We start from the raw sequence: 25,981 nt of genomic DNA on the forward strand, positions 1-25,981 counted from the left end.
ATCTCGGTCCCCACCGACACCGCTCCACGCACATTGGGAAAACGCTTGGTTAACACGACCCGCACAACCCGGCGGTTCGTCATGATCGGCGCACAGATGCCCAGTTCAGAGCCGTGCGAGGCCGACACCGGGCGAACCGCACACCGCCTATCCTCCTCTCGTCCGCCACTCATTCCGTACGCCGTTCCCGAGGGAACCAGGGGGCTGAGGCCATGCCACGCATCGACATCGGACACACCGGCATCGAGCACACCGGCGAGGAGCCGTCGGCGGCCCACGCCCCGCCCCCGGGTGACCGCACACTCCCCCTGCTGCTCGCGGAGCGCGACAGCCTGCGCCACTACGTCGCGGGACTGATGGGCCGCGACAGCCAGGGCGCCGAGGACATCGTCCAGGAGACCCTGTTGCGGGCGTGGCAGTTCGCCGGGCGGCTGGACTGGCAGGACAGGCCGATCAGGATGTGGCTGTTCCGGGTGGCGCGCAATCTTGTCATCGACGCGAAGCGCAAGGACCGGGCCGTCCCGGTCGGTCTCTCCACGGCCGACTTCGGGGCCACCGCGCCCGCGCCGGTCCCCGACCACGCCGAAGAAATCAGCGAACGCTGTGTGTTGGTGGAGGCGATGCGCACGCTGGACCCGCCGCGCAGGGAGGCGGTCGCCCGCGTCCACCTCCTGGGTCAGCCGGGCGAGGACGTCGCCCGGCTGCTGGGCGTCCCGAGAGGGACGGTCAAGTCCCGTACGCACCACGGGATCCGGGCGCTGCGCGCGGAGCTGAGCGGGAACGCCGCGTGAGCGCGTCGGGCGGGACGGCCCAGTGGCTCGGACTCGCCGGGATCCTGGTCCTGGTCATCACGCTCACTCTCTGGCTGGTACGGCGCGCGGGCGGCCCCCGGGCGGTATGGCGTCGGACGGCGCGTCAAGTACGCCTCACAAGGCGGGCGTTCAGCGAACCGGTGCGCGCCCAGCTGCGCTACCAGCGCCGGGTGCGACTGCTCGGCCGGCTGCTGCGCGACCGGGCCGGATGGGCCGACGCGGAGCGGGCGGTACTGCTGGCGGCACGGCTCCACCCGGGGTTCACCCCGTACGGGGCGCTGCTCGGACCCGACCTGGTCGGCGTGCTGGTGACGGGTCGGACGGACAACACGACGGTGGGTACAGGGGGTTCGGGCGGGGTGCCCGAACTGCCCGAGCCCTGGGTCGCGGACGACGCGGAGCCCCGGCTGTGGTGGATCGCCCGGTCGGACGTGGCGCCGGCGGAGAAACCGGACGCCAGGGCGGGTGAACCGGCAGGTGCGGAGGGCGTGTTGGCCCTGGCTTCCCCCGCCTCCCCGCCCCTGCTCGCCTGCGTCGGGACCGACGGCCGACGTGCCGTCCTGCTCGATCTGCACGCTTCTCCCCCCACCGTCGCGGTCCTGGGCGTTCCCCGTACCGCCCGCGCGGTCGTGCAGTCGCTCGCCGCGCAGCTCGACGCGCGGCTTCCCGCCGGGTCCGTGGAGGTCGCGTCGGAAGTGCACCCACGGTACGCGGGCCGTACCGGTGCGGAGGTGCTGGCCGCGCCGGTCGGCACGTACGTGGTGTGCGCCGAGCCGCCACGGACGGCGTTGCCCGACGGGGTCAGGCTGCTGTGCCTGGGAGTGGGCCGGGGGCGCGCGCTGCTGCTCGAAGCCTCCCAGGACGGACTGTTGGAGGTACACGGCGCCGCGCCGTCGCTGCGGGTCGACACGCTGCCGCTGGCACGGGCGGTCGTACGGTCCCTCCCGGTCCTGCCTCCCTACGACGACGCGGATCCGGTGAACTCCGCACGCCCCGGGGCCGGTTCGGGCGCCGCGCGCGCCCTCGCCGGTCCGGGCACCGCGTGCCCCGTGGCCGTCGCTGTCACTCCCGACGAGTTCGAGGAACCCGAGGCGACCGTCGGGGCCAGCGCCGTACCGCGGGGACCGGAACACACCGGTACGCGTACACCACCCGCCGTACAGCGAACCGAGCCACCCGCCCCCGCATCCCTCCCCCGGCCCGGCGACGACGATCTCGCCGAGCCCTCCGAGTCCGGCACCGCCGGCGTCTCCGCCGCAGGGGCGTCCGCCGCGGGCGCGGCGCCCGCGGCCCGTGGAAAGAGCTGACGTGCACCTCACTCTCACCACCGTCGACAGCGCGGACGGTGTCCGCCGCGACCATCTGCTGCGACTGTCGCCGCACGCCACCGTCGGCGAGGTCGCGGCGGCGGTGTCCGAGCCGCCCCGGCCGCTGTACTCCGGTGCCGACCGGCTCGACCCGGCCCTCGCGGCGGCCAGGGCGGGGCTGCGCGACGGTGCGCTCCTGGGCGTCGGCGGCCCGGCCGAAGGGCCGGATCTCGTACGGCTGCCGGCCGACGACACGCGGCCCGCGCTGGTCGAGCTGCACGCGGTGTCGGGACCGGGAGCGGGCCGCACCTGGCGGCTGGGCCAGGGCAGTCACGAGATCGGCACGGACGTGCTGTGCGCGGTCGGACCGCTCGGCGACGGCGCGGACGCCCCCGCCGACACGCCCGGTGTCCCCACCCACGGCCTCTGGTTGACCGTTCGCGCGGACGGCTCCGCCTACTGGCACCGCACCGACGCGGCTCCCCGCGACACCGTGCGCGGCAGGACCGTGGAGCCGCCCCCCGAGGACGCCGTCACCGCCGCCGTCTCCCGCAGGCCACGGCCCCGCCGGGGCGCACCGGCGGCCGGCGGCGAGCCCGCTCCCCGACCCGGTGGGCCGGCTCCCTGGCCCCTCGGCGAGGATCTGACCGTCGGTCCCGCCCTGCTGCGGCTGACCTCCCTGGTCGAGCCGGACGCGGCCGTCACCGGGTCCGCCGACGGATTCGGCCTCGACTACAACCGTCCGCCCCGCATCGCGCCGCACCTGGACGGTGACCGCGTACGGATGCCGCAGCCGCCGTCGCCGTCCGCCAAACGGCCGTTCCCCGCGCTGATGATGATGCTGCCGATCGCTCTCGGCCTGGTCATGGTGTGGGTGTTCCACTCGTACTACTTCCTGGTCTTCATCCTCTTCAGCCCGCTGATGCTGGTGTCCAACTGGGTCACGGGCCGCCGCTCCGGGCGCAAACTGCACGAGGAGGCCGAGCGGCGTTACGCGCGGCGGCGCGCGGCGCTGGAGGAGGAGATCAGGACGGCGGTCGCGCGCGAGCGCCGGATCAGGGACGTCACCGGCCCCGACCCGGCCGCCGCGGCGCTGACCGCCACCGGTCCCGGGGGCCGGCTGTGGGAGCGGCGGCGGCACGATCCCGACCACCTCGTCCTGCGCCTGGGTACGGCCGACCAGCCGTCGCTGAAGGAGCTGGAGGATCCGGCCAGGGAGGAGAACCACCGTACGGTCCGGTGGAACATCCCCGACGTGCCCGTCGGTGTGGACCTGCCCGCCCACGGTGTGGTCGGGGTGGCCGGCGCCGCCCCGGCCGTGGGATCCCTCGCGCGCTGGCTGGTGATCCAGTCCGCCGTCCTGCACAGCCCGCGTGACCTGCGGATCGTCCTCCTCACGGAGGCGGACCGGGCGGCGGGCTGGGACTGGGTACGGTGGCTGCCGCACCTGCGGCCGATGTCGTACGAAGCGGCCGCTGTCCCCACCGGACCGGCGACCGTCCTGATCGGCAACGACGAGGCGTCGACCACCGCCCGGATCTCCGAGCTGGTGTCCCAGGTGCAGTCGCGCCGCCGGGCGCGGGGCGACGGTGGTCGCGCCGAGGTGCCGGGACCCGATCTGCTGGTGATCGCCGACGGCGCGCGGCGGCTGCGGGACGTGCCGGGGATGGTCCAGATCCTCACGGACGGGCCGGGGGTCCGTATCTTCAGCGTCTGCCTGGACGAGAGCGAGCGGCTGCTGCCGGAGGAGTGCACGGGGGTGGTGCTGGCCGACGGCCCTCTGCTCACCGTGAAACGCCCCGGGATGCCGGACCTTCCCGCCGTCCGGGCCGACGAGGTGCGGCCGGACTGGTGCGAGCAGGTGGCACGCGCCCTGGCGCCGGTACGGGACGTGAGCCCCGAGCACGACGCCGGACTCCCCCAGCGGGTGCGGCTCGTGGACCTGCTCGGGCAGGAACCGCCCAGCGCGGCGGCCCTGTTGGGGGACTGGCGGGAACGCCCCGCGTCCACGTCCTTCGTCCTCGGCACGGGATTCGACGGTCCCGTGTCCTTGGATCTGGTCCAGGACGGCCCGCACGGGCTGGTGGCGGGGACGACCGGCTCGGGCAAGTCCGAGCTGCTCCAGACGTTCGTCATCTCGCTGGCGGCGGTGAACCGGCCGGACGAGCTGACGTTCGTGCTGATCGACTACAAGGGCGGCAGTGCCTTCAAGGAGTGCGCCGAACTCCCGCACACCCTGGGCATGGTGACCGACCTGGACGCCCATCTGGTGGAGCGGGCCCTGGCCTCGCTGGGCGCCGAACTGCGGCGGCGTGAACGGGTGCTCGCGGCGGCGGACGCCAAGGACCATGTGGAGTACCGCACGAAGCGGGCGGCCGATCCGGCGCTCGCGCCCCTGCCCCGGCTGGTGCTGGTGATCGACGAGTTCGCGACGCTGGTACGGGAGGTGCCGGACTTCGTCCCCGGGCTCATCAGCCTGGCGCAGCGCGGGCGTTCGCTCGGCATCCATCTGATCCTGGCCACCCAGCGTCCGGCCGGTGTGGTGACGGGGGACATCCGCGCCAACGCCAACCTGCGGATCGCCCTGCGGGTCACGGACCAGACCGAGAGCCATGACGTCGTGGACACCAAGGAGGCCGTGGACATCTCGCCGCGCACTCCGGGGCGGGCCGTGGTGAAGCGCGGTCCGCGCTCCGCCGAGCCCTTCCAGACGGCGTGGGTGGGAGCCGAACGTCCGCAGTCCGAGCCGGAGTCGGAGGCGGTACGGGAGCGGGCGCCGGAAGCCGCTCCGGGAGGCGGGGTCGCCGCCGTGCCGCTCGCCTGGGAGACCCTCGGGCGCGGGCCGGTGCTCCCGCCGGAGACCGTCGTCACCGTCGAAGCACCGCGCGGGCCCGCGCCCACCGACCTCCAGACGCTGGTCGCCACGATCCGCGAAGCGGCCGCCGGGCTGGACGACTTCGTACCGCAGGCCAGTCCATGGCTGCCCGCGCTCGGCGAGCGGGTGCTGCTCGACGACCTGGAGCCGCCGTCGGCGCACGGCGCGAACCGCCAACTCCTCATCCCGTACGCCCTCGAAGACGTACCGGAGTTGCAGCAGCGCAGGCTCGCGGTCGCGGACCTCTCGTCCTTCGGCCATCTGTACGTGATCGGCGCGCCCCGGTCGGGCCGTACCCAACTCCTGCGCACCCTGGCCGGATCCGCCGCCAGGACCGCGAGCTGCGCCGATGTGCACCTCTACGGGATCGACGCGGGCGGCGGCGGCCTGGCCGCGCTGACCGCCCTGCCGCACTGCGGCGCGGTCGTCTCCCGGCACGACGTGGAACGCCTCGGCCGCCTGCTGCGCCGCCTCAACCAGGAATTGACACAACGTCAGGATCTGGCCGGGGAGCACAGCGCCACGGGCATCACCGAGTTGCGCCGGGTGCTTCCCAAGGCGCGACGGCCTCCGCACATCATGCTGTTGATCGACGGGTGGGACGCCCTGTCGGCGGTGCTGGACGAGCACGACCACGGTCAGCTGGTGCAGGACGTGACCCGGCTCATCCGGGAGGGCGCGGCGGCCGGTATCCATGTGGTCGCGACCTCCGAACGGGCCCTTCTGGGCGGCCGGCTGGCCGCGCACAACGACCACAAGCTGCTGCTCCGGCAGGGCGACCGCAGCGACTACCAGGCGGCCGGGCTCAAGCTGGGCCGGGTGCCGGCGGTCATCGGGCCGGGGCGGGGCTGGCACGTCCTCACCGGCACCGAGACCCAGATCGCGCTGCTCGCGCCCGGTGGGGGGACGGAGCAGGTCGAGGCGCTGCGGGCGATCGGCCGCGAGGCGTCGCGGCGGGACAGCCACGTCCCGCAGGAGCGGAGGCCGTTCGGGGTGGAGCCGCTGCCCCGGTCGGTGGAGTTCGCCGACGCGTACGGCAAGGTGCCGGAGTCCGCGCGGCGGCCGATGTGGGGGCTGCTGGGGCTGGGCGGTGACGACGCGGGGACGGTCGGCGTCGATCTCGCGGGCTCCTCGTCGGTCTTCGCGGTCCTCGGCCCGGCCGGCTCGGGGCGCAGCAACGCCCTTGCCTCGCTGGCCGTTTCGCTGCTGGCCGGTGACACCTCGGTGGTCGTACTGACTCCGCGCGAATCGCCGCTCAGGGCACTGGACCGGCATGCGCGGGCGCGGGTGCTCAGCGAGCCGGACCCGTCGGCGGAGACCCTTCGGGCCGCGCTCGACGCGCTCCCGGGACCCCGGGTGGTGGTGATCGACGACGCCGACCTGCTGATGACACCGGCGGCGGACAAGGTGCTGCGGGAGATCGCCCTGTCGGGCCGTGACCAGGGGCTCGGGCTGGTGTTCGCGGCGTCGGCGGACGGTCTCCAGTCGGGGCTGAGCGGCTGGACGACGGCGGCGCGGCGGGCGCGGCGGGGCTTGTTGCTGGCGCCCAAGAGCATGGCGGAGGGCGATCTGGCGGGGCTCCGGCTGCCGACCAGCGTCGTACGGTCGGCGGGCCGGCCGGGGCGCGCGTGGACGGCCGGCCCCGACGGCACGCCGATGGCGGTGCAGGTGCCGCTGACGGTGCTGCGTCCGGCGGAGTAGCCAGGGCGGTCGTCCGTGGCGGTCGTACGGGAGAGGGGCGGGACCGGTGTCGTACCACCGGTCCCGCCCCTCCCGCATTCGGCCCGGGCCGGCCGACTCCCGGGCGATCAGCCCTGGTTGAGGCTGTTCTTGATGCCCTCGTCGAAGTCGATGGCGTTCTTCATGATGCCGTTGAACATCTCGGAGAAGTCGTTGATGCCCTTCACCGCCGCCGTGAGGCTGGTGTCGAAGTTGTTGTACGTCGTGCGGATGACCTCGCTGGACTGCTGGAAGACCATGCCGTCGTCGACCAGGAGGTTGACCCTGTTGTGGAGGTTGACGAGCATCGGCACGATCTGCTCGTGGGCCGCCAGCAGCAGGCCGGCGACGTCCTCGATCTTGTCGTACTGGAGATTGATCCCGTTGTAGGCCATGTCGTCCTTCGTTTCGGTCGCTTCGGTTGTGGGGCGTGACGGATCGGCGGGAGATCTGCGGGTCAGCGGTCAGGCGGAGTCCGAGTCGTCGTCGCCCACCTGGTCCCAGGCCGGTGGGTTCTGTCCTTCGGCGGGGCGCGGGCCCCGGGTGTAGTCGGTGCGTTCGCCGTCGCTGTTGGTGACCGTCATCGTGCCGCTGCCGTCGGAGTTCAGATGGGTCTCGGAGCGGACCGTACTGCCGTCGGGGTAGGCGGTGTCGGTGACGTAGGTGTTGCCGTTGTCGCTGTAGGTCGTGGTGGAGGTGTACGTCTTGCCGTCGTATGTGACGGTCGACTCCTCCTTGATCACGTGGTTGTCGCCGTCGAGCGTCAGATGGGTCTGGACGCTGCCGCGTTCCGTGGTGATCGTCTGGTCGACCGGCGGGTTGGGTCCCGGGTCGGTCGCCGAGCAGAAGTCCGGCATCGAGCCGTCGGGGCCCGGCACACACTGGTCGAGGTGGGCCTGGCGGTAGTCCCACTGCTCCTTCTGCCGAAAATAGTTCCCGAGGCCGAGGTTGCTGCCGGTGATGCCCATGCCCTGGGCCAGCTCGGAGTCGAAGGAGAGGAACGCCTCGCCCACCGACCCGAAGGCGTTGGCGAGTTCCTTGAGACCGTCGTACGCCCTGCTCAGGGTGTTCTTGGCCTCGGCGCGCAGCCCGGAGACCGCGTCGGCGACGTCCACGCTACCGAGGATCGACGCCGCGTCGCCGCCCGTGGCCAGTTCGGTGAAGAGGCTGCTGTCGAGGATGGGGCCGATGTCCCCGGCCAGTCGTTCCATGTCGCGCTTGGCGTCGTTGAGGACGTCGTAATCGATCCTGAGCCTGTCCGGCAAGGTGTGCCTCCCTGGCGCCGTCGCCGCTCCGGGACTGATCCCGTTCGGCAGGACCACGTGCGGGGGGCGGGACCGGTTCACGGCGGCGGGTTACGGCCCGGAGCGTCGCCGTGAACCGGAATCGCCGCCCGCACGTGGTCCGTTGGGAATCCGGGGTGCTTCCGGGTACGGAGGGAAAAGCCGCCATGCCACGTCCGACGGACTGGAACGCGATCGGGCTGTCGGGAGACCCCACACCCGGCGAACCCGACCGGATCACCGAACTGGCCGACCTGTTCACCGAACTCGGCGGTACCGCGCGGCGCATCTGGATCGCCGTCGAGGCCGTGATGAGCAACGCCAACGACAGCGTGTTCGTGGGCGAGGCGGCCGACGCGCTGCGGGGCAAGGTGGACGGCCGGCTGCGCGGCCATGTCGAGGACGTGGCCTGGGCGTTCGAGACCTCGGCCGGCGCGTTGCGCGAGTGGGCCGGGACGGTCACCGAACAGCAGCGGGCGGCCGACTCCGCGCTGGGCGCCGGGCGCGGGCTCGCGGAGGACGATCCCGTACGGGAGCAACTGGCCACCACCGCACGGGAGGCCGGGGAGGCGCAGGCGGAGCAGGGCAGGAACGTGGCGGGACGGATCTCCGCCGTCTCGCACATCTCGCTGCCGATCTCCGCGTGCAAGGTCTTCTGGGAGGCGTTCCAGTGGCTGGCGATCATCCTGATCATCCCGGCGCTGATCTTCGGCGGCCCGATCGCGCTGCTGGCGCTGGGTGTCAATCTGACGCTGTTCATCAAGACGGTGGTGGACTTCGCGCGCGGTGACGCCACGTTCCTGGACCTGTTCCTGGCCGGGCTCGGGCTCATCGCGCCCACCACCAAGGGCCTGCCGATCTTCCAGATCATCAAGGCGGGCACGAAGGCGTTCACGCAGGGGCTGGCGAACTTCGGCAAGGCGACACTGGTCCTGCTCCGCAACCTGTTCACCGGGGGCGGGTTCCGCTTCGCGACCATCTTCCCGGGTCTGCGCGATCTGGTCCGGCTGTCGACGAGTTGGGTCCGCACCGGCGGGCTGTGGGTGATGCGGGGCATCACCGACCTGCCACGGATCGCGAACGTGGTGCAGCGGGGCGGACTGATCGTCTTCCAGAACGTGAAGGGCCTTCCCGCGCTCGTACGGGGTCTCCCGGCGGCGCTCGGCCGGGGCGGCGCGTTCGCGTGGCAGGGCGCGCGGGCCGGGCTCGGCGCGACCTGGTCCTTCGCCAGGGCGGAGCTGGGCGGCGGGAAGTGGCTGCGGCTGCTGCTGCCCGTGGACGCGCGGGAGATCGGGCAGTTCGGGCTGGCGAAGGCGCTGCGGATCGGGTTCTTCGAGCGCGGGGTGCTCGGGCAGGCGCGGTACGGCGCGGCGGTGGGCGCGGTCGGCCGGGGCATCAGCGGGGCGCCGATCCCGACCTCGCCGGCGCACGGTCTGGTGGACGGCCTGGTCGATCTGCCGCGCTTCGACCTGGCGAACGTACGGCTCGGGGAGTGGGCGGGGCCCGGGGCGGGGCTGCGGCCGTTCGAGATGACGAACGGGGCGCTCCACACCGGTCTGCGCCCGCCGGAGCTGAGCCTCGGTCCGGTGGGGAGCCTCGGCGCGGGGGTGGGCGAGCGCACCGGGCTCGGCTTCCACGCGTCACGGCAGCTGGACGCCCTGGTGGATCTGCCGGCCGGCCAGCTGGGGGCGATACGGGCCGGGGACTGGGCGGTCGGACCGGGGCGGGTGGACGCGGGGCCGGGGGTGAGTGTGATCGGCGCACCGCAGGTCGTACATCAGTCGGGCCTGTATCTGCCGGCCTCGGCCGGGGTGCCGGGTGCGACCGGACTCGGCGCGCTCACCACGGGCACGCCGGTGCCGGGCGCCGCGCACGCGGGACTCGCGGGGGTGCAGGCGCCTGCGCCGGGCGCGGCGACGGTGGATCTGCTCACGTCGTCGGCGCGGCCGGGGGCGACCCCGGCACCGGTCCACACCGCGCTCGCCTCCGGCGGCGTCACACCGCCCGGTGTCGCGGTCACACCGCACGCGCTGACGTCAGTGGTACCTGGTACGACACCCGGCCTCGGCCACACCGCGCTGGGCGCCGTCCAGGCGCCGCCGCCGGGGGCGGTGGTCACCGGTGATCTGCTGACGCCCGCCCCGGCCCCGCACACCGGCGCACCGGGCGGCGCGCACACGGTCGTCGGGACCGGGCCGCACTTCCGTCCGGCGGCGTCGGGGAGTGTGTCGGCGCTCGACCTGGTGGCGGGCGGCCGGGCCGGTCCTGACCTGACGGTGACGGGGGTGAGCGGGGCGGGCAGCGGTTTGGCGGAACGTACGACCAGCGCCCTGACGGCCCATCAGGTACGACTGCACCTGGACGAGTTCGTCCAGATGCCGGGCGGGGACGTGTCCCGTACGGGTTCGACGGTCTCCGAGGCGGTGACCACGGGGCCGGTCGGCGCGACCGCCGTCCCCACCGGCCCGGGCGCGGGCTCCGTCACGGCCGGGACGGTTCCCCCCGGCTCCGGACCCGGAGCCGTACCGCACGGCCCGGGCCGCGACGTGGCCGGCCCGGTGACAGCGGGACCGGTCAGCACAAGCCCGGGCACCACGAACCCGGTCACCACCGGACCAGGCACAGGCTCCGTCACGGCCGGGACGGTTCCCCCCGGCTCCGGACCCGGAGCCGTACCGCACGGTCCCGGCTTCGACGTGGCCGGGCCCGGGCTCGATGCCCGGCCGCCGGCCAGGAGCGGCGATCACGCCTCGGCCGGTGCCCCCGGTCCGCACGGGGCGCAGGGTCCGCACGGGGCGCAGGGTCCGCACCCCGCCACCGGTGTCCCGGCGGACGGCGGCCCCGGGCTGTCCGGACTCGGCGACCCGGCCGGGACGACCGGCTTCTCCGCCGTCGACAAGGGCAAGGGCAAGGCCCACGCGGGTGCCCCGGCCGCCGGTCCGGGACCGGCTGTCACGCCCGAGGCGCCGGTGGTTCGCCTCTCCCAGGAGCCGGGCATGCCCGACGGCGTCCTGGCCGGAGCAGCCGTACCCCTGACCGGCACGTCCCACCGCCTCACCCCCGACCAGATCGCCCGGCTCTGGGCCAGGGACGCGGACCGGGTCGACGCGCTCTTCGGTGCGGCGGACGATCCGCTGCGTGAGGTACGACGGGACGCCTGGCGGGACTTCGCCCAGGCCCGGCACGATCTGGGCCGGAACCAGGCCCTGTTGCGGGAGGGCCCGGCAAGCACCTCGACCGGCCCGAGCGTTCACGACCTGGCGCTGCGCGAGCGGTTGGACACCGCCGGGCGGCACTACACCGACGCCCGGCAACGGCTCAGCGACCTCGGGGTGGACCCCGGCGGCATCGACCGGGGCATGCACGCGATCCACACCCGGAGCCTCGCGGACCACCCCCGCCTGGACGGTGGCATGCTCCACCTCGACCGCACCCCGCAGGCCCAGCCCCAGCCCCAGCCCAACGCGATCGCGAATCTGCTCGCCGGCCCGGCCCCGCACCACCCGCCCGCACCGCCCGTCCCCCTCCGGGGCTTCGACGGGCAGCCCACCGGTCAGGTCCTCCATCTCGACCCGGCGGGCGGCGGCCCCCGGCTCGAAGGTCCCGGCGGGGCGGCCGTCGAGCTGCGGGACGGCCGGGTCCGGGTCGCCGGGCCCGACGGCGGGTACCGGGACTTCGACGCGACCGGCGGTCAACTGCTCCAGGAGCGGCTGCCGTTGTACGGGCCCGACGGACGCCCCTTCCACCGCGCGGCCGTCGACGTGGGCCCCGCAGGCACGTACGCCCTGCACCAGGGCGGCGGGCGCCAACTCGACGTCCTGGGCGGCGGCGGGTTCCAGGTCAGCGACCCGGCGACCGGCGCGACGGCCGCCTTCGACGCGCGCGGCGCCCATCTGGCCGACGGCACACGACTGCGCGGCCCTGCCGGCCACTTCGCCCCGGGCGACGAGATCGTCACGGCGGGCGCCGGAGGACGTACGGTCACCGACCTCAACGGCACCCCGCTGCCCGGACGGCAGGTGCACGCCCTCGACGGAGGCGGCCTGCGGGTCACCGACCCCGCGACAGGCGTGTCCGCCCGCTTCACGCCCCAGGGCATCGAGGTCGAGCGCGGCACGGCACTCGCGCGCGCCGACGGCCCTCCCGTCCACGCGGTCGCGAACGCCGACGGCGGGTACCGGCTGACGGACCTCGACGGCGGCCGCCTGCCCGGCCGGATCGCCGCCGATCCCGACGGCGGCGGCTTCCGTGTCGCGGACGGACAGGGCCCCGGGCACCAGTTGTACGGGCCCGACGGCGCGCACACCGGGCGCGGCATGCCCCTCACCGGACGGGACGGCCTCGGGGCCGGCCATCTGGACCTGCGGACGGACGGCACCCTGCGCTGGGTCGACGACCCGTTCGCCCCCACGGCGGGCCGCGCCGCCGAGCGCGGACCCGGCGGACAGATCCAGGTCGCGCTGCCCGGCGGTGGCCACCAGGTGTTCGACCCGGTCTCCGGGGCGCTGCTCCGGGAGGTCACCCCGCTGCCGGGCGGCGCGGGAACCCGCACCGAGTGGGCGGGTCATCGCAGCGTCCGCCAGGGCGAGTTCATGGAGGTACGGGCCGACGGCAGCCCGCTGCGCCAGGGCGTGAACGTCGTCCAGGACGGCCGCAGGACCGACTTCCAGTACGTCGTGGACTTCCCGGAGGGCGGCGGCCGGGCCACCTGGCACCGTACCCGCGCGGGAGCCGACGGCGCGGCCGAGCGGGCCGTGGACGGCACCTTCCACCAGGGCACGGTGAAGTCGTACGGCCCCGACGGCAGTTGGCTGCGGCTGGACAGCTCCACCGGCAAGGGCGTCGAGGTCTTCCAGCGGCGCGTCCTGCCGGGCGGTGACGTGCTGGACGCCTTCCGCCGTACGGACACCGTCGGCTTCGGGAACTTCAACCGCCGCACGGTCTGGGTGCGTTGGGGCGAGGACGGGGCCCTGCGCGACTGGGGCACCCGGCACTACGACACGGCCGGTACGGGCTGGCGGGACCTCCCGCACACCAGCCTCGGCGACCGCCGCGCCGGTCTCACCGCCGTGCGGGAGTACCGCGACGGCCTCCAGGCGTACGACAACGGCGCCGGGCATGTCCTGGCCCTCCGGGACGACGCGGGGGCCTGGACCTGGCACCGCTACGACGGCGGAGGCGGCCATCTCGCCGAAGGCCCCCGCACCCACGACCTCGGCGGCGGCTGGACGGACCGCGACGCCACGGGTGCGGTGGTCCAGCGGCAGTGGGGCAGCGGTCATCTCCCGCAGGACGCACGGCACTTCCAGGAGAACCGGCTGGCCTCGCAGGACGGTGTCTGGAACCGCACCGACCTCTGGGAGCGCCAGTCCCCGCACGGCAAGGAGAGCGGGAAGTACGAGCGGATGGGAGCCGACACCTATCTGCGGACCGAGCGGCTGGGCGAGCAGCGCCCGCCCGCGTGGTTCCGTGACCACTTCATGGCCGACATCGGGCACGCCCCGCGCACCCACGCCCATCTCGGCGGCGACAACCGCTTCCAGATGTTCCTGTGGAGCAAGGAGGCGCCAGGCGTGGACGCGACGGGCGGCGCGCGGTACGTCGGGATGGACGGCGGGAGCGTCGACGTGAGCGCGGGCGGGGACTTCGTACGGTCCACGAACAAGCTGCACAACGGCAATACGCTCAAGGTCGGCGACCACGCGCCCCGGCCCGCGCACGACCCGACGCCGGGGACCCTGGCGTGGCACGAGGGCGGGGCAGCGCCGCGCGGCGGATACCGCTTCGAGAGCCCGGCGGGCGGCCGGACACTCTGGGAGGACCGGATCGCCGTAGCCGACGTACCGCAGGGGCAGTGGCCTGTCGCGCGGGAAGGACTGCCCGGCGGACTGGTCCGGGAGTACGCGGATCCCCCGGCCGCCCATCAGCCCCGGGAGGCGGGGTCATGGGTGACGCGGGACGCGCACGGCAACCTGACGGGCATTCAGCATCCCTCGCGGACGCCCCAAGTGGCGGGCCAGGGCAATCTGTTCGTACGGGGCACCGGTGATCCGGACGCGTCGGCGTGGACCTGGAAGCTGGTGGACGCGGCGGGAGACGACGTGGCCGGGGCCGGCGGTCCTGTCGGCGGGCGGCGGGAGTTCTTCCGTGGTTCCACCGACCCGGCGCTGGCGTGGGACGACTCGTTCCGTGACTTCGACGCGGCCGGGAATCTGGTGCGCGAGCGCCGCATGCTCGACGGCGGCGGGTACGTGGACGCGTGGGCGGACGGCGACCGGTGGCTGAGCGCCAAGTACCGGCGCGGTGGCCAGGCCGTGGACTTCGGCGGGGGCGCGCAGGTCCGCCAGTGGTGGCACGGCGGCGCCTGGCAGGACAACTGGGCGCGCGGCGCCCGGCATTGGCAGGACGTGCTGCGCCCGCAGGGCGGGGCGGACACCACCCTGCGGTCCGTGCCGGTGCACACCAACGGCCCGCTGCGGGTGCGCGAGTACCGCGCGGACGGCCAGGTGGCGGCGGCGGACGGCGTCTGGAAGGAGTTCGACCACGGCTCGGTCGTCCGTGAGCGCAAGGCGCTCGGCGACGGGACGTTCCTGGAGACCGACGCGTGGCGCGGTCAGTGGCGCCGCTACGACGCCCACGGCAGCCTCCTCGCCCAGCGCACCGACAGCGGCCTGGTCTTCGAGACGCGCGGCGGCCATCTCCAACTCACCGGTAACGAGTACGACTTCCGGGGTCCGCTGACCGAACTGCGCGGCTGGGGCCGCCGGGTCCGCGAGGCACAGCGCATGCCGTGGAGCGGCACGCCGCTGGACATCGGCGAGTCGCTCTACCAGCCGTACTGGCAAACGGTCGCGGGCAAGGCCGCGTTGGAGTTCGGCCAGGAGTTCGTGCTGGAGTTCGGCGCGAACCTGGCGGTGAACGGGATCGTGGCGGCCGTGCAGAACAAGCCCTTCACCGGGAAGGACGCGCTCAAGGCGTTCGCCAACGCGGCCGTCTCGGCGGGCATCAAGACCGGGGTCGGCACGATGATCCACGAGAACAGCCTGCCGCTCTTCCGCGATCTCGGCTCGGGCCGCGCGGGCCTGGCCAACGTCGACGGCGGCAAGCACTGGGGGCGGGCGCCCATGAACCACGACAAAACGTGGGCCAACGAGTGGGGCGGCAACGAGACGGCGACCCGCTGGCGCGGCGGCGCGTACGACTTCGGGTTCGGGGTGGGCACCAGTGTGCTGGCCGGCTGGGTCAACGGCTCGATGAACGCGGCGGTGTGGGGCATCAGCGACGCCGAGGGCAACACCGTGAAGCTGACCGGCTGGGACGCGGTCGGCGACGGCGGCATCAACGCCCTTGCCTCCCTGACCACTTCGGTGTCCACCGGCCTCGCGAAGAACATCGCTCTGCTCACCACCGGCGGCCGCCTCTTCCACCGCCAGGGCTTCGCGGACTTCTGGCTCCAACTGCCTTTCAAGATCTTCGAGAAGAGCATCTCGTCGCTGTATCTGACCTCGCCCTACCGGGCGAGCATCAACCCGGCGTGGTACCAGGTGCCGCCGCCCGCTTCGCAGAATCCGTGAGGAACCGCACATGACCCGTCACACGGTGGCGCCCAAGGGCCAGGGCGGCCGGGGCGCCTTCCGCCGGATCGGTGACGCCGTCCGGGCCGCGCGCCCCGGCGATCTGGTGGTGGTCGCGCCCGGCTCGTACCCGGAGGCGGTCGTGCTCGACCGGTCCGTCACCCTGGCGGCGGACGGCGCGCCCGGCTCCGTCACGCTGGCCGCGCCACCCGGGGACGGGCCCGCGCTGACCGTGACGGGGCGGGACTGCGCCGTACGGGGGCTGACGGTGCGCGGGGCCGACGCGGCCGACCCGGCGGTGAGCGTGACGCCGGGCGGAGGCCTGGTCCTGGAGGACTGCGTGGTCCTCGACGGCCGGGTCGAGGTGCAGGGGGCGGAGGACGAACCCCCGGCTACCGAGGGGGACTTCACCGAGGGCACGGAGTCGGCGGAGGACGACGCGGGCGTCACCGCGCTGCTGCTGCGGCGCTGCCGCCTGGAGGGGGCGAGGCTGGCCGGGCTGCGCCTGGCCGGGGCCGTACGGGCACAGCTGGACGACACCGCGATCGGCGCCGTCGAGGGCACGGGCGTGGTGCTGTCCGGCGCGGCGCGCCTGGCCGCCGTACGGCTGCGGCTCGACGGCACCACAGGGTCCGGTGTACGGCTGCGCGGGCGGGCGCGGCTGCGCCTCACCGATTCCGTACTGCACCGGGCCGGGCGGTCGGGGCTGCTGCTGGAGGACGGCTCCGAGGCGACGGCGGAAGAGGTACGGATCGACGCGCCGGGCTCGGCGGGCGTGCACCTCACGGGCGCGGCGCGGGCCGAACTCACCGACGTCCGCATCCGGCAGCCGGTGGCCAGCGGACTGGTGGTGGCGGGCCGGGCCGCGCTGACCGCGCACGGGTGTGTGGTCAGCGGCGCGGGGGCCAACGGGCTGCTCGTCACCGACGGGGCGGAGGCGCTGCTGACCGACTGCCGGATCGACCGCAGCGCGTTCAGCGCCGTACACCTGTCCGGTACGGCCACCGGGCGGCTGACCGACTGCCTGGTGCGCGAGGGCGCCGAACACGGGGTCCACGTCACGGACGAGGCGCGTGCGGAGCTGACGGACTGCGCGCTGGGCGGCCTCGCCATGACCGGGGTCGCGGTCCTCGACCGGGCCGCCGCGACGGTCACGGGCTGCCGGATCGACGGCGCGGCCTCCGGCCTCGTGGTGGGTTCGGCCGCCGGGACGCGCGTGGAGCACACCACGGTGAGCACCACGGCCGAGACCGGCGTGCAGATCGCCGAGGGCGGCGCCGCCACGCTGACCGGCGTCCGGATCACGGGCGCGGGGGCGGCCGGTGTGGTGGTCGACGCCGGGGCGGACGTGACGGTGACCGGCGGGTCGGTGGAGGACTGCGCGGGGTCGGGGATCGTCGTATGGACGGGGGCGGAACCGTCGTTCACCGATGTACGGATCCACCGCCCCGCCAAGAACGGCGTCTTCCTCGCCGAGGGCGCCGGCGGCACCTTCACCTCGCTGGACGTGACGGGCGCCGGTTTCCCGGCCCTCCACGTCGGGGCGTCGGCGGAGCCGGTCTTCCGGCAGTGCCGGATCCGCGACTGCGCCGAGGCGCTGGGCGAGGGCGCGGGGGTCACGCCCGTACTGGAGGACTGCACGGCGGACGGGGCGCCGCTCGTACGACCGGGGGCGGACGCCACGCCGACGGCTCTTCCCGCACCCTCCCCGCCGGGGCCCTCCTCCCCCGCTTCCGCCTCCTCGGAGGACCCCGAAGCCGGCGAGGAGCATCTCGACGACCTGCTGGCCGAGTTGGAGGAGCTGGTCGGCCTGGACCGGGTCAAACACGACGTGGGCTCGCTGGTCCAGCTGATGCGGACCGTCCGCCGCCGCGAGGAGGCGGGCCTGCCCGCCCCGCCGCTCAGCCGCCATCTGGTCTTCGCGGGCAACGCGGGCACCGGCAAGACGACGGTCGCGCGGCTGTACGGCAGGCTCCTCAAGGCGCTCGGGCTGCTGCGGCGCGGGCACCTGGTCGAGGTGGACCGTACGGCCCTGGTCGGGGAGTACGTGGGTCATACGGGTCCCAAGACGACCGCCGCGTTCACCCGGGCGCTGGGCGGGGTGCTCTTCATCGACGAGGCGTACGCGCTGGCGCCGCCCGGCGGCGGCAACGACTTCGGCCTGGAGGCCGTGACGACCCTGGTCAAACTGATGGAGGACCATCGCGACGACATCGTGGTGATCGCCGCCGGCTATCCCGAAGAGATGACCCGTTTTGTCAACTCCAATCCGGGTCTGTCCTCCCGCTTCGGCCGGACGCTGGTGTTCGAGGACTACGCGGCGCCCGAACTCGTCTCGATCTTCGAACACCAGGCGAGGGAGCACCGGTACGAGCTGACGCCGGCAGCCAGGGAGGCCCTGACGGGGCTCTTCGAGCGGCTCCCCCGCGACGAGGGCTTCGGCAACGGCCGTACCGCGCGCCAGACCTTCCAGGAGATGACGGAACGCCAGGCACAACGGGTCGCGGAACTCGGCGCGCCGACCCAGGCGGAGTTGATGAGCCTGGAGACCCAGGACCTGCCCTAGGGAGCGACGACCGGCCGTTTCCGCGCATGGGTGCGAATGGGGTCGATATTCACTTCGATACGCCGGGTAATGGGCTACACCTCGTACGCGGTATTGCGCTCAGCGTGAGCGATATGTTCACGGAGCGAGGAGAGTTGACGGGCCGGAAGATCAGCAGTTCAATCTCGGACGTACAGTCGAACCGTCGAGTCGAACTGTCGGCACAGAGGGCGGCGTGTCTTCACCGCCCTGACTCCCGAGGACCCTTCGGGCAGTACCCGCTCGCGGTCCGGCGATCCCCCCACAGTCGCCCATCCCATCAGAGGGTAAACATGTACCGCAAAATAGTGCCTGGCATATGCGGCGTCGCGCTGCTTGCCGCAGGCGCGTTGTCCGTACAAAGCGGCACCGTTCGCACCGAATCCGTCGCCACGGCATCCACCCGGACCGCTGTCGCAGCTCAGGCCCTGTCCGAGCCGCAGATCGTCGCCGCGGCCGGCGCCACCACCCCCTTCGTGACGGTCGAGGCCGAAACCGGAACACTCGGCGGCGGCGCGCGCGTCCGTTCCATCGCCCCCGGCGCGGCGGCACCGACCAAGGCCACCTTGGAAGGCGAGGCTTCCGGCTATTCGCTGGTCGAATTGAAGGCCAACGGCGATTCGGTGACGCTGCCCAACAACACCGGCAAAAACGCCAATACTCTTGTGGTACGCGCCTCCATTCCGGACTCGGCGGCGGGCGGCGGCATCGACGCCTCGCTGAACCTGTACGTGAACGGCACGTTCCGCCAGGCGATCACCCTGAGTTCCCGCCAGGCGTGGAACTACCGCGGCGCGACCACGAACCCGGACGACCCCCGCGCGGGCGGAGTGGCCTACCGCTTCTACAACGAGTTCCCGGTCTGGGTCACGGGTGCTCCCATCGCCGCGGGCAGCACCATCAAACTCCAGAAGGACTCCGGAAACACGGCCGCCGTCTATGACGTCGATTCCGTCGATCTGGAGAACGTCGGGGCCGCCCTGGCCCAGCCGGCCAACTCGATCTCGGTCGTGAGCAACGGCGCCGATCCCAACTTCGCGAAGGATTCGACGGTCGCCGTCCAGACCACGGTCGACGCCGCCCGGACGCAGAAGAAGTCGGTGTGGATCCCGGCGGGCAAGTACCTGACGAACAGCCTGGCGTCCAAGCCGCTGGACTTCACCGGCGTCAAGGTGCAGGGCGCCGGTATGTGGTACACGACCCTCTACCGCAAGGTTCCGCTTCCGGCCGGCTCGTGGCGCTCGCAGATCTCGATCGGCACGGGCACCACGCTGACGGACCTCCAGATCGACGCCAACGCGGTCTGGCGGGGCATCGGCGGTGACGGCGGTTCGGACTACGGAGTCAACGCCCAGGGCACCGGCTGGCTGGTCGACCGGATCTGGACGCGGCACATCGACGCCAACTGGCTGTCGGGCACCAACGGCGTTGTGCAGAACAGCCGGACCGCGGACAGCTACGGTGACGGTTTCAACATCAACAACGGCAACACGCCGAACGCGAACAAGCTCGGCCAGAACATCACGGTCAGGAACAACTTCGCCCGCAACACCGGCGACGACTCCTTCGCGACGTACTCCGACGCGGGCGCCGGCGGCACGAACGGCCAGGTGACCGGCGCGAAGATCCTCAACAACACGGCGATCGCTCCCTGGTGGGCCAACGGCATCCGGGTCGCCGGCGGCAGGAACGTCGAGGTGCGCAACAACCTCGTGAACAGTGTGTCCTCGAACAACGCCCTGGAAGTCAGCGTGTTCGGCGAGACGGGGCACCCTCTGGAGTCCGCCACGATCACCGGGAACGTCCTGAACGGTGGTGGCGGCTGGAACGGCCTTCGGTACGGTGCGAACGTGGGGTCCCCGTCGAGCACCTCGCTGTTCCCGAACGCCTACTCGAACGTCACCATGACCGACAACATCATTCGAGGGTCGCTCACCGCGGGATTCAGCGTCACCGGACCTCGCGTCAACCTGACGCTGACGAACAACACCATCGACCGCCCGGCCAAGCAGGGCATCTGGGTGGCGAAGGGGGTGACCGGCACCGGGAAGTTCACGGGTAACACGATCAAGAACCTCTTCGCGGGCCAGGTCGCCCAGCAGAACGACTCGCCGTCCACGTTCAAGATCACTGGCTGATCCTGCCCGGTCCGATGATCGGCCCGATCCCTGGTCCGATCATCGGACCGTACCGGACAGTTGACCGTTCGGACGGAACCACGCGCCCCGCCATCGACGTCCGTCACTGGTATGGGCGGAGATCCACTGGACGAGACCACGAGCACCCCTTCGAACACCACCGGCGGCGCCGGATGCCTTCTGGCCGGCCTCGGCGCGGCGATCGCGCCGTTCGTCTGGGCACCACGGGCCGCGTTCAGCATCGACGGTGGATTCGAGGGCCATGCCCGGGATCTGAGCGTGATCTACGTCGACCTCCCCCTCATCACGCTCGGCGGCGCTCTCCTTCCGCTCCTGGCCTGGGCGCTGACCAGCCGCTGGACGGGGCGCCCCTGGATCGCGGTCCTCACCGCCGTGGCCGCGCTCGCGCTCGGGATGTGGGGCCTCCTGGAGTGGTGGACACCGCGACAGCACCCGGATCCGGGCTACGGACCGGGAATCTGACCCCGCCTCCAGTAGCACCCTCCCCCTCACCGCCACCCCCGTAGTGAGACACCGGACTTCACGCGCGGGCGTACTCCTCCGGCATCGCCCCGCACCCCTCCCCGCTCCCGTGAATGGATGATTCTCGCGCGGGTTCGTGTCTCTTCCCGAACGGATTCCGTTCTCGTACTCCAGGAACGGTCCGCGCGGCGGAGGGAACGGAAATGCACGGCGAAGAGGAGGGCGGCGGCGCGAGCGCGGGCGGCAGGGGTACGCGGCCGGCCGCCCGGCCTTCCTGGTGGGAGCGGAACCCCATCGCCGCCAATGGTGTGGTGGCCGTCGTTGTTGCGATCATCGGGGTCATGGGGACGATTCTTGTCTCCGAATTGACGGACGGCACGGGCCGCAACGGGGCCAGGGACATGGGCCGCGACGACGGGAGGCCGCCGGGTCCGCCGCCCGGCCCGCCCCCCTTCGGAGCGGGCCCGCAGCCCAGCGTGGACATCGACCAGCCGGACGGTTTCCGGCTGGGGGCGGCCCTGAGGCTGTCGGGTACTGTCAACGGATTACCGGGTTCGCACGCCCTGTGGGCCGTCGTACAGGACCCGGCGAACGATACGTATTTCATTCCGGCTGACCCGTGCACGGTCACGGCATTCACGACATGGAAATGCGACGATCTGCCCGCGGGGCTGAATTCCTCGCCGGGAAGGACTTATATGGTGCACGTCGCGCTGGTCGACGCCTACGGCGCTCACGCCATCGCCGCATACGACACCGCCGTCCGCCTCGGCAAGCGGAAAGCGGGGCTGGACACGCTGCCCGACCACATCGACCTACTGGAGCACGTCGTCGCACGGCGCACCCGCTAGCGCGCAACCGCACGTGACCTGACCCCACTTCACCCGTCAAGAGGAGTTCTCATGCAGGCCGTCACCGTCCACGATCGAGACGCCGGTACGGGCGGACTCGCCCTGACGGAACTCCCCTACCCGCACGCCGCCGAGAACGACGTCATCGTGCGCGTGCACGCCGCCGGCTTCACGCGCGGGGAGCTCTCCTGGCCCGCGACGTGGACCGACCGCGCCGGCCGCGACCGTACGCCGAGTGTGCCCGGCCACGAGCTGTCGGGGGTGGTCGCCGAGCTGGGGTACGGCACCACCGGCCTCACGGTCGGCCAGCGGGTCTTCGGCCTGGCCGACTGGACCCGTAACGGATCGCTGGCCGAGTACGCGGCCGTGGAGGCCCGCAACCTGGCGCCGCTCCCCGCCGACGTCGACCACACCGTGGCCGCCGCGCTGCCCATCTCGGGGCTGACCGCGTGGCAGGGTCTGTTCGACCACGGGCGGCTCACGGCGGGGCAGACGGTCCTCGTCCACGGCGCCGCCGGGGGTGTCGGGTCGGTCGCGGTCCAGCTCGCCCGCGAGGCGGGGGCGCGGGTGATCGCCACCGGCCGGTCCGGCGACCGGGACACCGCGCTCGGCCTGGGGGCCGACGTTTTTGTGGACCTCCGGGCGGACCGGCTGGAGGACACCGGAGAGGTCGACGTCGTGTTCGACGTCATCGGTGGCGAGATCCTCGACCGCTCGGCCGCCCTGGTACGCGCCGGCGGCACCCTCGTCACCATCGCCGCGCCGCCCACGGTCAGGCCGGAGAACGGGCGGGCCGTCTTCTTCGTGGTCGAACCGGACCGGGCCACGCTCACCGGCCTCGTACAGCGGGTGAGGGACGGACGGCTCAAGCCGGCGGTCGGGGAGGTACGTCCACTGGCCGAAGCACCCGCGGCGTTCGCACCGGGCCCATCCAACCGACGCGGATCCGGTAGGACGATCATCCGTGTCGTACCGGAAGGCGCCGCGTAGGCGCCTCCCGGTCGCGCGTGAGAGCGGGAGCAAGAGTAAGGGCGAGGAAAGCGAAAGAGCTTGTTTCTTTGGAGGAGTTGAGAAGGAAGCCCCTTCATGGCCTCGCCGTCGGCAACGCTAGCACTCAGCCCGGGATCACGTCGCGCAGGTTTTCGAGGGCGATGACCCGGGAGTCCGGGTGCAGCCCCTCGGGACGTTCGATGCCGATGTACGTCACGGGCTCGTCCGGGACCGGCCCGCCGTCCCACAGCTCCACCACCGTGGCGTCGTCGGACATCAGGCCGACCAGGTACCCCACCGTCAGGTGCTCGCGCTCCACGACGGCGCGCACCACCTTGGACACCGACACCTGGTGCTCCTCGACCCGGTTCTCCGACGAGAGGCCCGTCAGGTACAGGTGCAGCCACTTGGCGCGCCACCGGCCGTCGTCCTCGCGCCGGAACACCAGCGGCAGCGCCACCCGGCCGGCCCCGCGAAGCTCCGACTTCATCCGTACCGTACGCGGCTCGAACGGCCGGCCCTTCCGCTCACTGTCACGCAGCATGAACCCGAAGAACGACTCCTTGGCGTCCTCGAAGCTCTCGCCCGCGTAGATGTGGACCTGCGGAACGATGAAGGTGCCGCGCACCCGGTCCAGGGACAGGTCGATGAATTCGGAGGCGCCGTCGGGCGCCTCCGTGAGGTCGCCCGAGTGCTCGCCCCCGACCGCGGTGAGAGAGGTGTACGAGAGCCAGGAGTCGGTGCTGTAGTCGGAGTGGAGCAGCAGCGCCGAGAGATCGTAGTCGGTACGCTCCTCGGTCTCCTTCCAGTACACGAAGAAGCGGAGCTGCTCGCCGTCGACCTCCGAGACCGACCCTCGTGGCAGTACGCCGAGCCCCGCCGCGGTCGCCCGGCCGCTGAGCGGGAGCGCCACGTCGAGGACGTCGGGGTCGAGCAGGAGCCGGCCCGGCGCCGGGAGCCTGCGGCGTATCTCGGCGTCGAGGGCGGCGATCAGACGATCGCGGTCCGCGGCGGGGACGGGCGGCCGGACGTCGGGGGCGGCCCAGCCGCGGCCCCGGCTGTTGACGAAGATCCGGGGCGCGCCGGTCTCCCGCTCCCGGTTCTGGAAGTGCTCGCGGACCGAGAGCACGACCCGGCCGGACACCTCGGGAGCGACGCGCACCGCGGCGGCCACGACCGCGTCCCGTTCGTCCTGGTCGGCGCTGATCCGCAGGAGGAGGTCGAGCGTACGGAAGAGCTTGCCGGGAGCGGAGGACAGCAGCCGCACCGCGCCGACGACGTCGAACTCGCCGAGCAGCTCCTCGGCGCGGCTGTCGAAGGACCGCGCCTCCTTCTCGCCCCGCGCCACGGCGAACGCGTCGGCGGCGTGCGGCCAACGGGGGTACTCGTGCGGGTGGAGGCGCTCGCCGAGCCGCTTGAACGGCTCGCGGTGCGCGTGTACGTCGGCGAGCTTGGCGGGGTTCGCCGCGACCAGGGCGTCGAGGCCCGCGAGCAGCGCGCGGCGAGCCGGGCGCGACAACGCGCGGAACCGGGTCGGCTCCCGCAGGGTGACGTCGCCGCCCGACAGCGCGCAGGCCAGCCGCAGCACATCGGTGACGGTGTCCAGGAGGAGGTCCGCGCCGACGGCGAGACGGGCGGCGTTGACGACCGCCCGGTTCTCCCGCACCGGGATCGACTCCGGCTGGGGACCGAGCGCACACCACCCGGCGAGAGTCGCGAGGTCGCGCAGGTGCTCCTCGCCCAGCGGAGTCGTACCGCCCGCCAAGGCCAGGTAGAGATCGGCGAGTTCGTCGTCCAGGTCCCGCCCGAGGTGCAGCACGGTCACCCGGTCGCCGGCCGAGGCGATGAGCTCGTCCTGCGCCGCGAGCATCTCCTCGTAGGTGTGCTGGTACCGGCCGTACGTGGGCAGCCCGAGCAGGTCCACCACCCCGTGTGCCAGCTGGATCAGCACGTTCTCGCGCGACTCCTCGTCGGCGAGCGCCTTCGCCACGCACCGCATCCAGAAGTCCTCGGTGTCGGGCACGTTGGCCGGAAAGTCGATGAAGTACGCGTTGTGACGGACATGGTCACCCACCATCACACCCACGGTCCCCAGCACCCGCTCGGCGGTGTCCACGACCACGGCCTCGGACAGCCCCGACAGCCGCCCCAGCAAGTCCCCCGAGAGCTTGAACCCCACGGAGGCCAGCGCCACATCGAACCGCCGCGCGGCGGCGGCCCCTTCCCCGGCTGGACCCTTCGGAAGGGAGAGGCGGTGGGTGTGCCGGATGACCAGCGATTCGAGACGGTGCGCCATTGGTGGATGATCGCAGAGGTGTACGAGTCGACGCACCGGGTTTACGGATCAGGCTGCCGTTCCACACGACCCAGCGCGGGGGCGCAGATCGGCGAAGCGCGCCCGGGCCGCGACACTCCGCCTCGCCGCCCCGGCTCGTCGCCGTCAGCTCGTGTCAGGCCGGCCCGTGAGTTCGCGGGCGCGGCGGACCGTCGCCGCGTCGACCATCGCGCCGTGGGTGTCACGGAACGCGCCGCTGCCCGCGGTCACGCGGTCCTCGAAGAGGTCGAGCAGGGCGTGTGCGTCGGCGAGTTCGGCGGGGTCGACTCCGAAGACCTCGTTGGCGACCGCAACCTGGTCGGGGTGGATGCAGGCACGGCCCTGGAACCCGAGCCCGCGCAGGTGCGCGCTCGACGCGCGGAATCCCTCGATGTCCGACGTGTGTACGGAGACGGGGGCGACGGCGGAGGCGAGACCGTGTGCGGCCGTGTGGGCGACCGTGAGTCCGCGCGCCCAGTCGAGCAGGTGGTCTCCGGGGACGGAGTCCGGGGCCATGCGCAGATCCGCGCGCAGATCGACCTCGCCGAGTTGGAGGTGACGTACCCCGGGGCGGCCCGCGATACCGCCGAGGGAGAGCAGTCCGACGGCACTCTCGATGAGCAGTCCGAGGGCGACCGTCGGAACTCCGGACCCCGCATCGGCTGTCCCGCCAGCCGCGACCAGCGCGATCAGTGTGTCCAGGTCCGCCCCCGCCGCCGCCTTCGGGACCCACAGCCCGTCGACGCGGCCCGTGGCGAGCAGCGCGCGGGCGTCGGCCAGCCCGCGGGCTCCTTCGTTGATCCGCACCCATAGTTCCGGGCTTTCGTCTCCGCCGCGTTCCTCGGCGAACGCGACGGCCGCCGCCCGCGCCTCGTCCTTCTTCGACGGCGCGACCGCGTCCTCCAGATCGAGGATGAGCGCGTCGGCCCCGGAGCGGTTCGCGGCCCGCAGAAAACGGGGCCGGTCGGCGGGAACGTACAGGTGGGAGCGGGGTGGCTGACCAGGCATGGACACTCCTTGCACATCATGAATCAGATGATGCATTTTCTAG

At 72.9% G+C, this 25,981-nt stretch carries 13 protein-coding genes; 9 read left to right on the plus strand and 4 right to left on the minus strand.

Annotated elements, in window-relative coordinates:
- The first annotated feature begins 212 nt into the window (after window positions 1-212).
- Genes OG349_RS04240 through OG349_RS04250 form a run of 3 tightly spaced genes read left to right on the plus strand, consistent with a single transcriptional unit; the run spans window position 213 to window position 6,695 of the window.
- Window positions 213-791: a sigma-70 family RNA polymerase sigma factor gene (locus OG349_RS04240; RefSeq protein ID WP_327233294.1), complete on the plus strand. Its 579-nt coding sequence runs from the start codon at window positions 213-215 to the stop codon at window positions 789-791.
- Window positions 788-2,119 carry a hypothetical protein gene (locus OG349_RS04245; protein ID WP_327233295.1) on the plus strand — a complete coding sequence of 444 codons (1,332 nt, stop codon included), beginning with the start codon at window positions 788-790 and terminating at the stop codon, window positions 2,117-2,119. The genes OG349_RS04240 and OG349_RS04245 overlap by 4 nt, the downstream gene beginning before the upstream one ends.
- A gap of 1 nt (window position 2,120) precedes the next feature.
- Window positions 2,121-6,695, plus strand: a complete 4,575-nt coding sequence (locus tag OG349_RS04250; RefSeq protein ID WP_327233296.1) for an FtsK/SpoIIIE domain-containing protein — start codon at window positions 2,121-2,123, stop codon at window positions 6,693-6,695.
- Window positions 6,696-6,802: 107 nt separating this feature from the next.
- On the opposite strand, the gene OG349_RS04255 is transcribed toward OG349_RS04250, so the two are convergent.
- Both OG349_RS04255 and OG349_RS04260 read right to left on the minus strand, forming a co-directional pair.
- On the minus strand, window positions 6,803-7,108 hold the full coding sequence (locus OG349_RS04255) for a hypothetical protein (RefSeq protein WP_319678970.1): 306 nt from the start codon (window positions 7,106-7,108) through the stop codon (window positions 6,803-6,805).
- Between the two features lie 69 nt (window positions 7,109-7,177).
- Window positions 7,178-7,978 (minus strand): hypothetical protein, encoded by an 801-nt coding sequence (locus OG349_RS04260; protein ID WP_327233297.1) that lies wholly within the window; start codon window positions 7,976-7,978, stop codon window positions 7,178-7,180.
- 185 nt (window positions 7,979-8,163) lie between these two features.
- Here OG349_RS04260 and OG349_RS04265 point away from each other — a divergent pair, with 185 nt between their 5' ends.
- The 6 genes from OG349_RS04265 (at window position 8,164) to OG349_RS04290 (ending at window position 22,616) form a co-directional block, all read left to right on the plus strand.
- Window positions 8,164-15,570, plus strand: a complete 7,407-nt coding sequence (locus tag OG349_RS04265) for a hypothetical protein (protein ID WP_327233298.1) — start codon at window positions 8,164-8,166, stop codon at window positions 15,568-15,570.
- A gap of 10 nt (window positions 15,571-15,580) precedes the next feature.
- On the plus strand, window positions 15,581-18,136 hold the full coding sequence (locus tag OG349_RS04270) for a right-handed parallel beta-helix repeat-containing protein (RefSeq protein WP_327233299.1): 2,556 nt from the start codon (window positions 15,581-15,583) through the stop codon (window positions 18,134-18,136).
- A gap of 326 nt (window positions 18,137-18,462) precedes the next feature.
- Window positions 18,463-20,292, plus strand: a complete 1,830-nt coding sequence (locus tag OG349_RS04275) for a right-handed parallel beta-helix repeat-containing protein (protein ID WP_327233300.1) — start codon at window positions 18,463-18,465, stop codon at window positions 20,290-20,292.
- Window positions 20,293-20,403: 111 nt separating this feature from the next.
- Window positions 20,404-20,775 carry a hypothetical protein gene (locus tag OG349_RS04280; protein WP_327233301.1) on the plus strand — a complete coding sequence of 124 codons (372 nt, stop codon included), beginning with the start codon at window positions 20,404-20,406 and terminating at the stop codon, window positions 20,773-20,775.
- Between the two features lie 203 nt (window positions 20,776-20,978).
- Entirely contained in the window at window positions 20,979-21,626 is a 648-nt protein-coding gene (locus OG349_RS04285; RefSeq protein WP_327233302.1) for a hypothetical protein, read from the plus strand.
- A 51-nt stretch (window positions 21,627-21,677) separates the two neighbouring features.
- Window positions 21,678-22,616 (plus strand): NADP-dependent oxidoreductase, encoded by a 939-nt coding sequence (locus OG349_RS04290; RefSeq protein ID WP_327233303.1) that lies wholly within the window; start codon window positions 21,678-21,680, stop codon window positions 22,614-22,616.
- Window positions 22,617-22,740: 124 nt separating this feature from the next.
- Here the strand turns inward: OG349_RS04290 and OG349_RS04295 are convergent, their stop codons facing one another.
- On the minus strand, window positions 22,741-24,912 hold the full coding sequence (locus OG349_RS04295) for a hypothetical protein (protein WP_327233304.1): 2,172 nt from the start codon (window positions 24,910-24,912) through the stop codon (window positions 22,741-22,743).
- A gap of 144 nt (window positions 24,913-25,056) precedes the next feature.
- Entirely contained in the window at window positions 25,057-25,938 is an 882-nt protein-coding gene (locus OG349_RS04300) for an HpcH/HpaI aldolase/citrate lyase family protein (protein WP_327233305.1), read from the minus strand.
- Window positions 25,939-25,981: the final 43 nt, after the last annotated feature.

It is taken from the genome of Streptomyces sp. NBC_01317, assembly GCF_035961655.1.
In the GTDB taxonomy this organism is placed as follows: domain Bacteria; phylum Actinomycetota; class Actinomycetes; order Streptomycetales; family Streptomycetaceae; genus Streptomyces.

Excerpts from the sequence above, each read along its gene's own strand:
- OG349_RS04240 (WP_327233294.1), top strand. The coding sequence starts at position 213 with ATGCCACGCATCGACATCGGACACACCGGCATCGAGCACACCGGCGAG.
- OG349_RS04255 (WP_319678970.1), bottom strand. The coding sequence starts at position 7,108 with ATGGCCTACAACGGGATCAATCTCCAGTACGACAAGATCGAGGACGTC.
- OG349_RS04265 (WP_327233298.1), top strand. The coding sequence starts at position 8,164 with ATGCCACGTCCGACGGACTGGAACGCGATCGGGCTGTCGGGAGACCCC.
- OG349_RS04270 (WP_327233299.1), top strand. The coding sequence starts at position 15,581 with ATGACCCGTCACACGGTGGCGCCCAAGGGCCAGGGCGGCCGGGGCGCC.
- OG349_RS04280 (WP_327233301.1), top strand. The coding sequence starts at position 20,404 with ATGGGCGGAGATCCACTGGACGAGACCACGAGCACCCCTTCGAACACC.
- OG349_RS04285 (WP_327233302.1), top strand. The coding sequence starts at position 20,979 with ATGCACGGCGAAGAGGAGGGCGGCGGCGCGAGCGCGGGCGGCAGGGGT.
- OG349_RS04290 (WP_327233303.1), top strand. The coding sequence starts at position 21,678 with ATGCAGGCCGTCACCGTCCACGATCGAGACGCCGGTACGGGCGGACTC.
- OG349_RS04295 (WP_327233304.1), bottom strand. The coding sequence starts at position 24,912 with ATGGCGCACCGTCTCGAATCGCTGGTCATCCGGCACACCCACCGCCTC.
- OG349_RS04300 (WP_327233305.1), bottom strand. The coding sequence starts at position 25,938 with ATGCCTGGTCAGCCACCCCGCTCCCACCTGTACGTTCCCGCCGACCGG.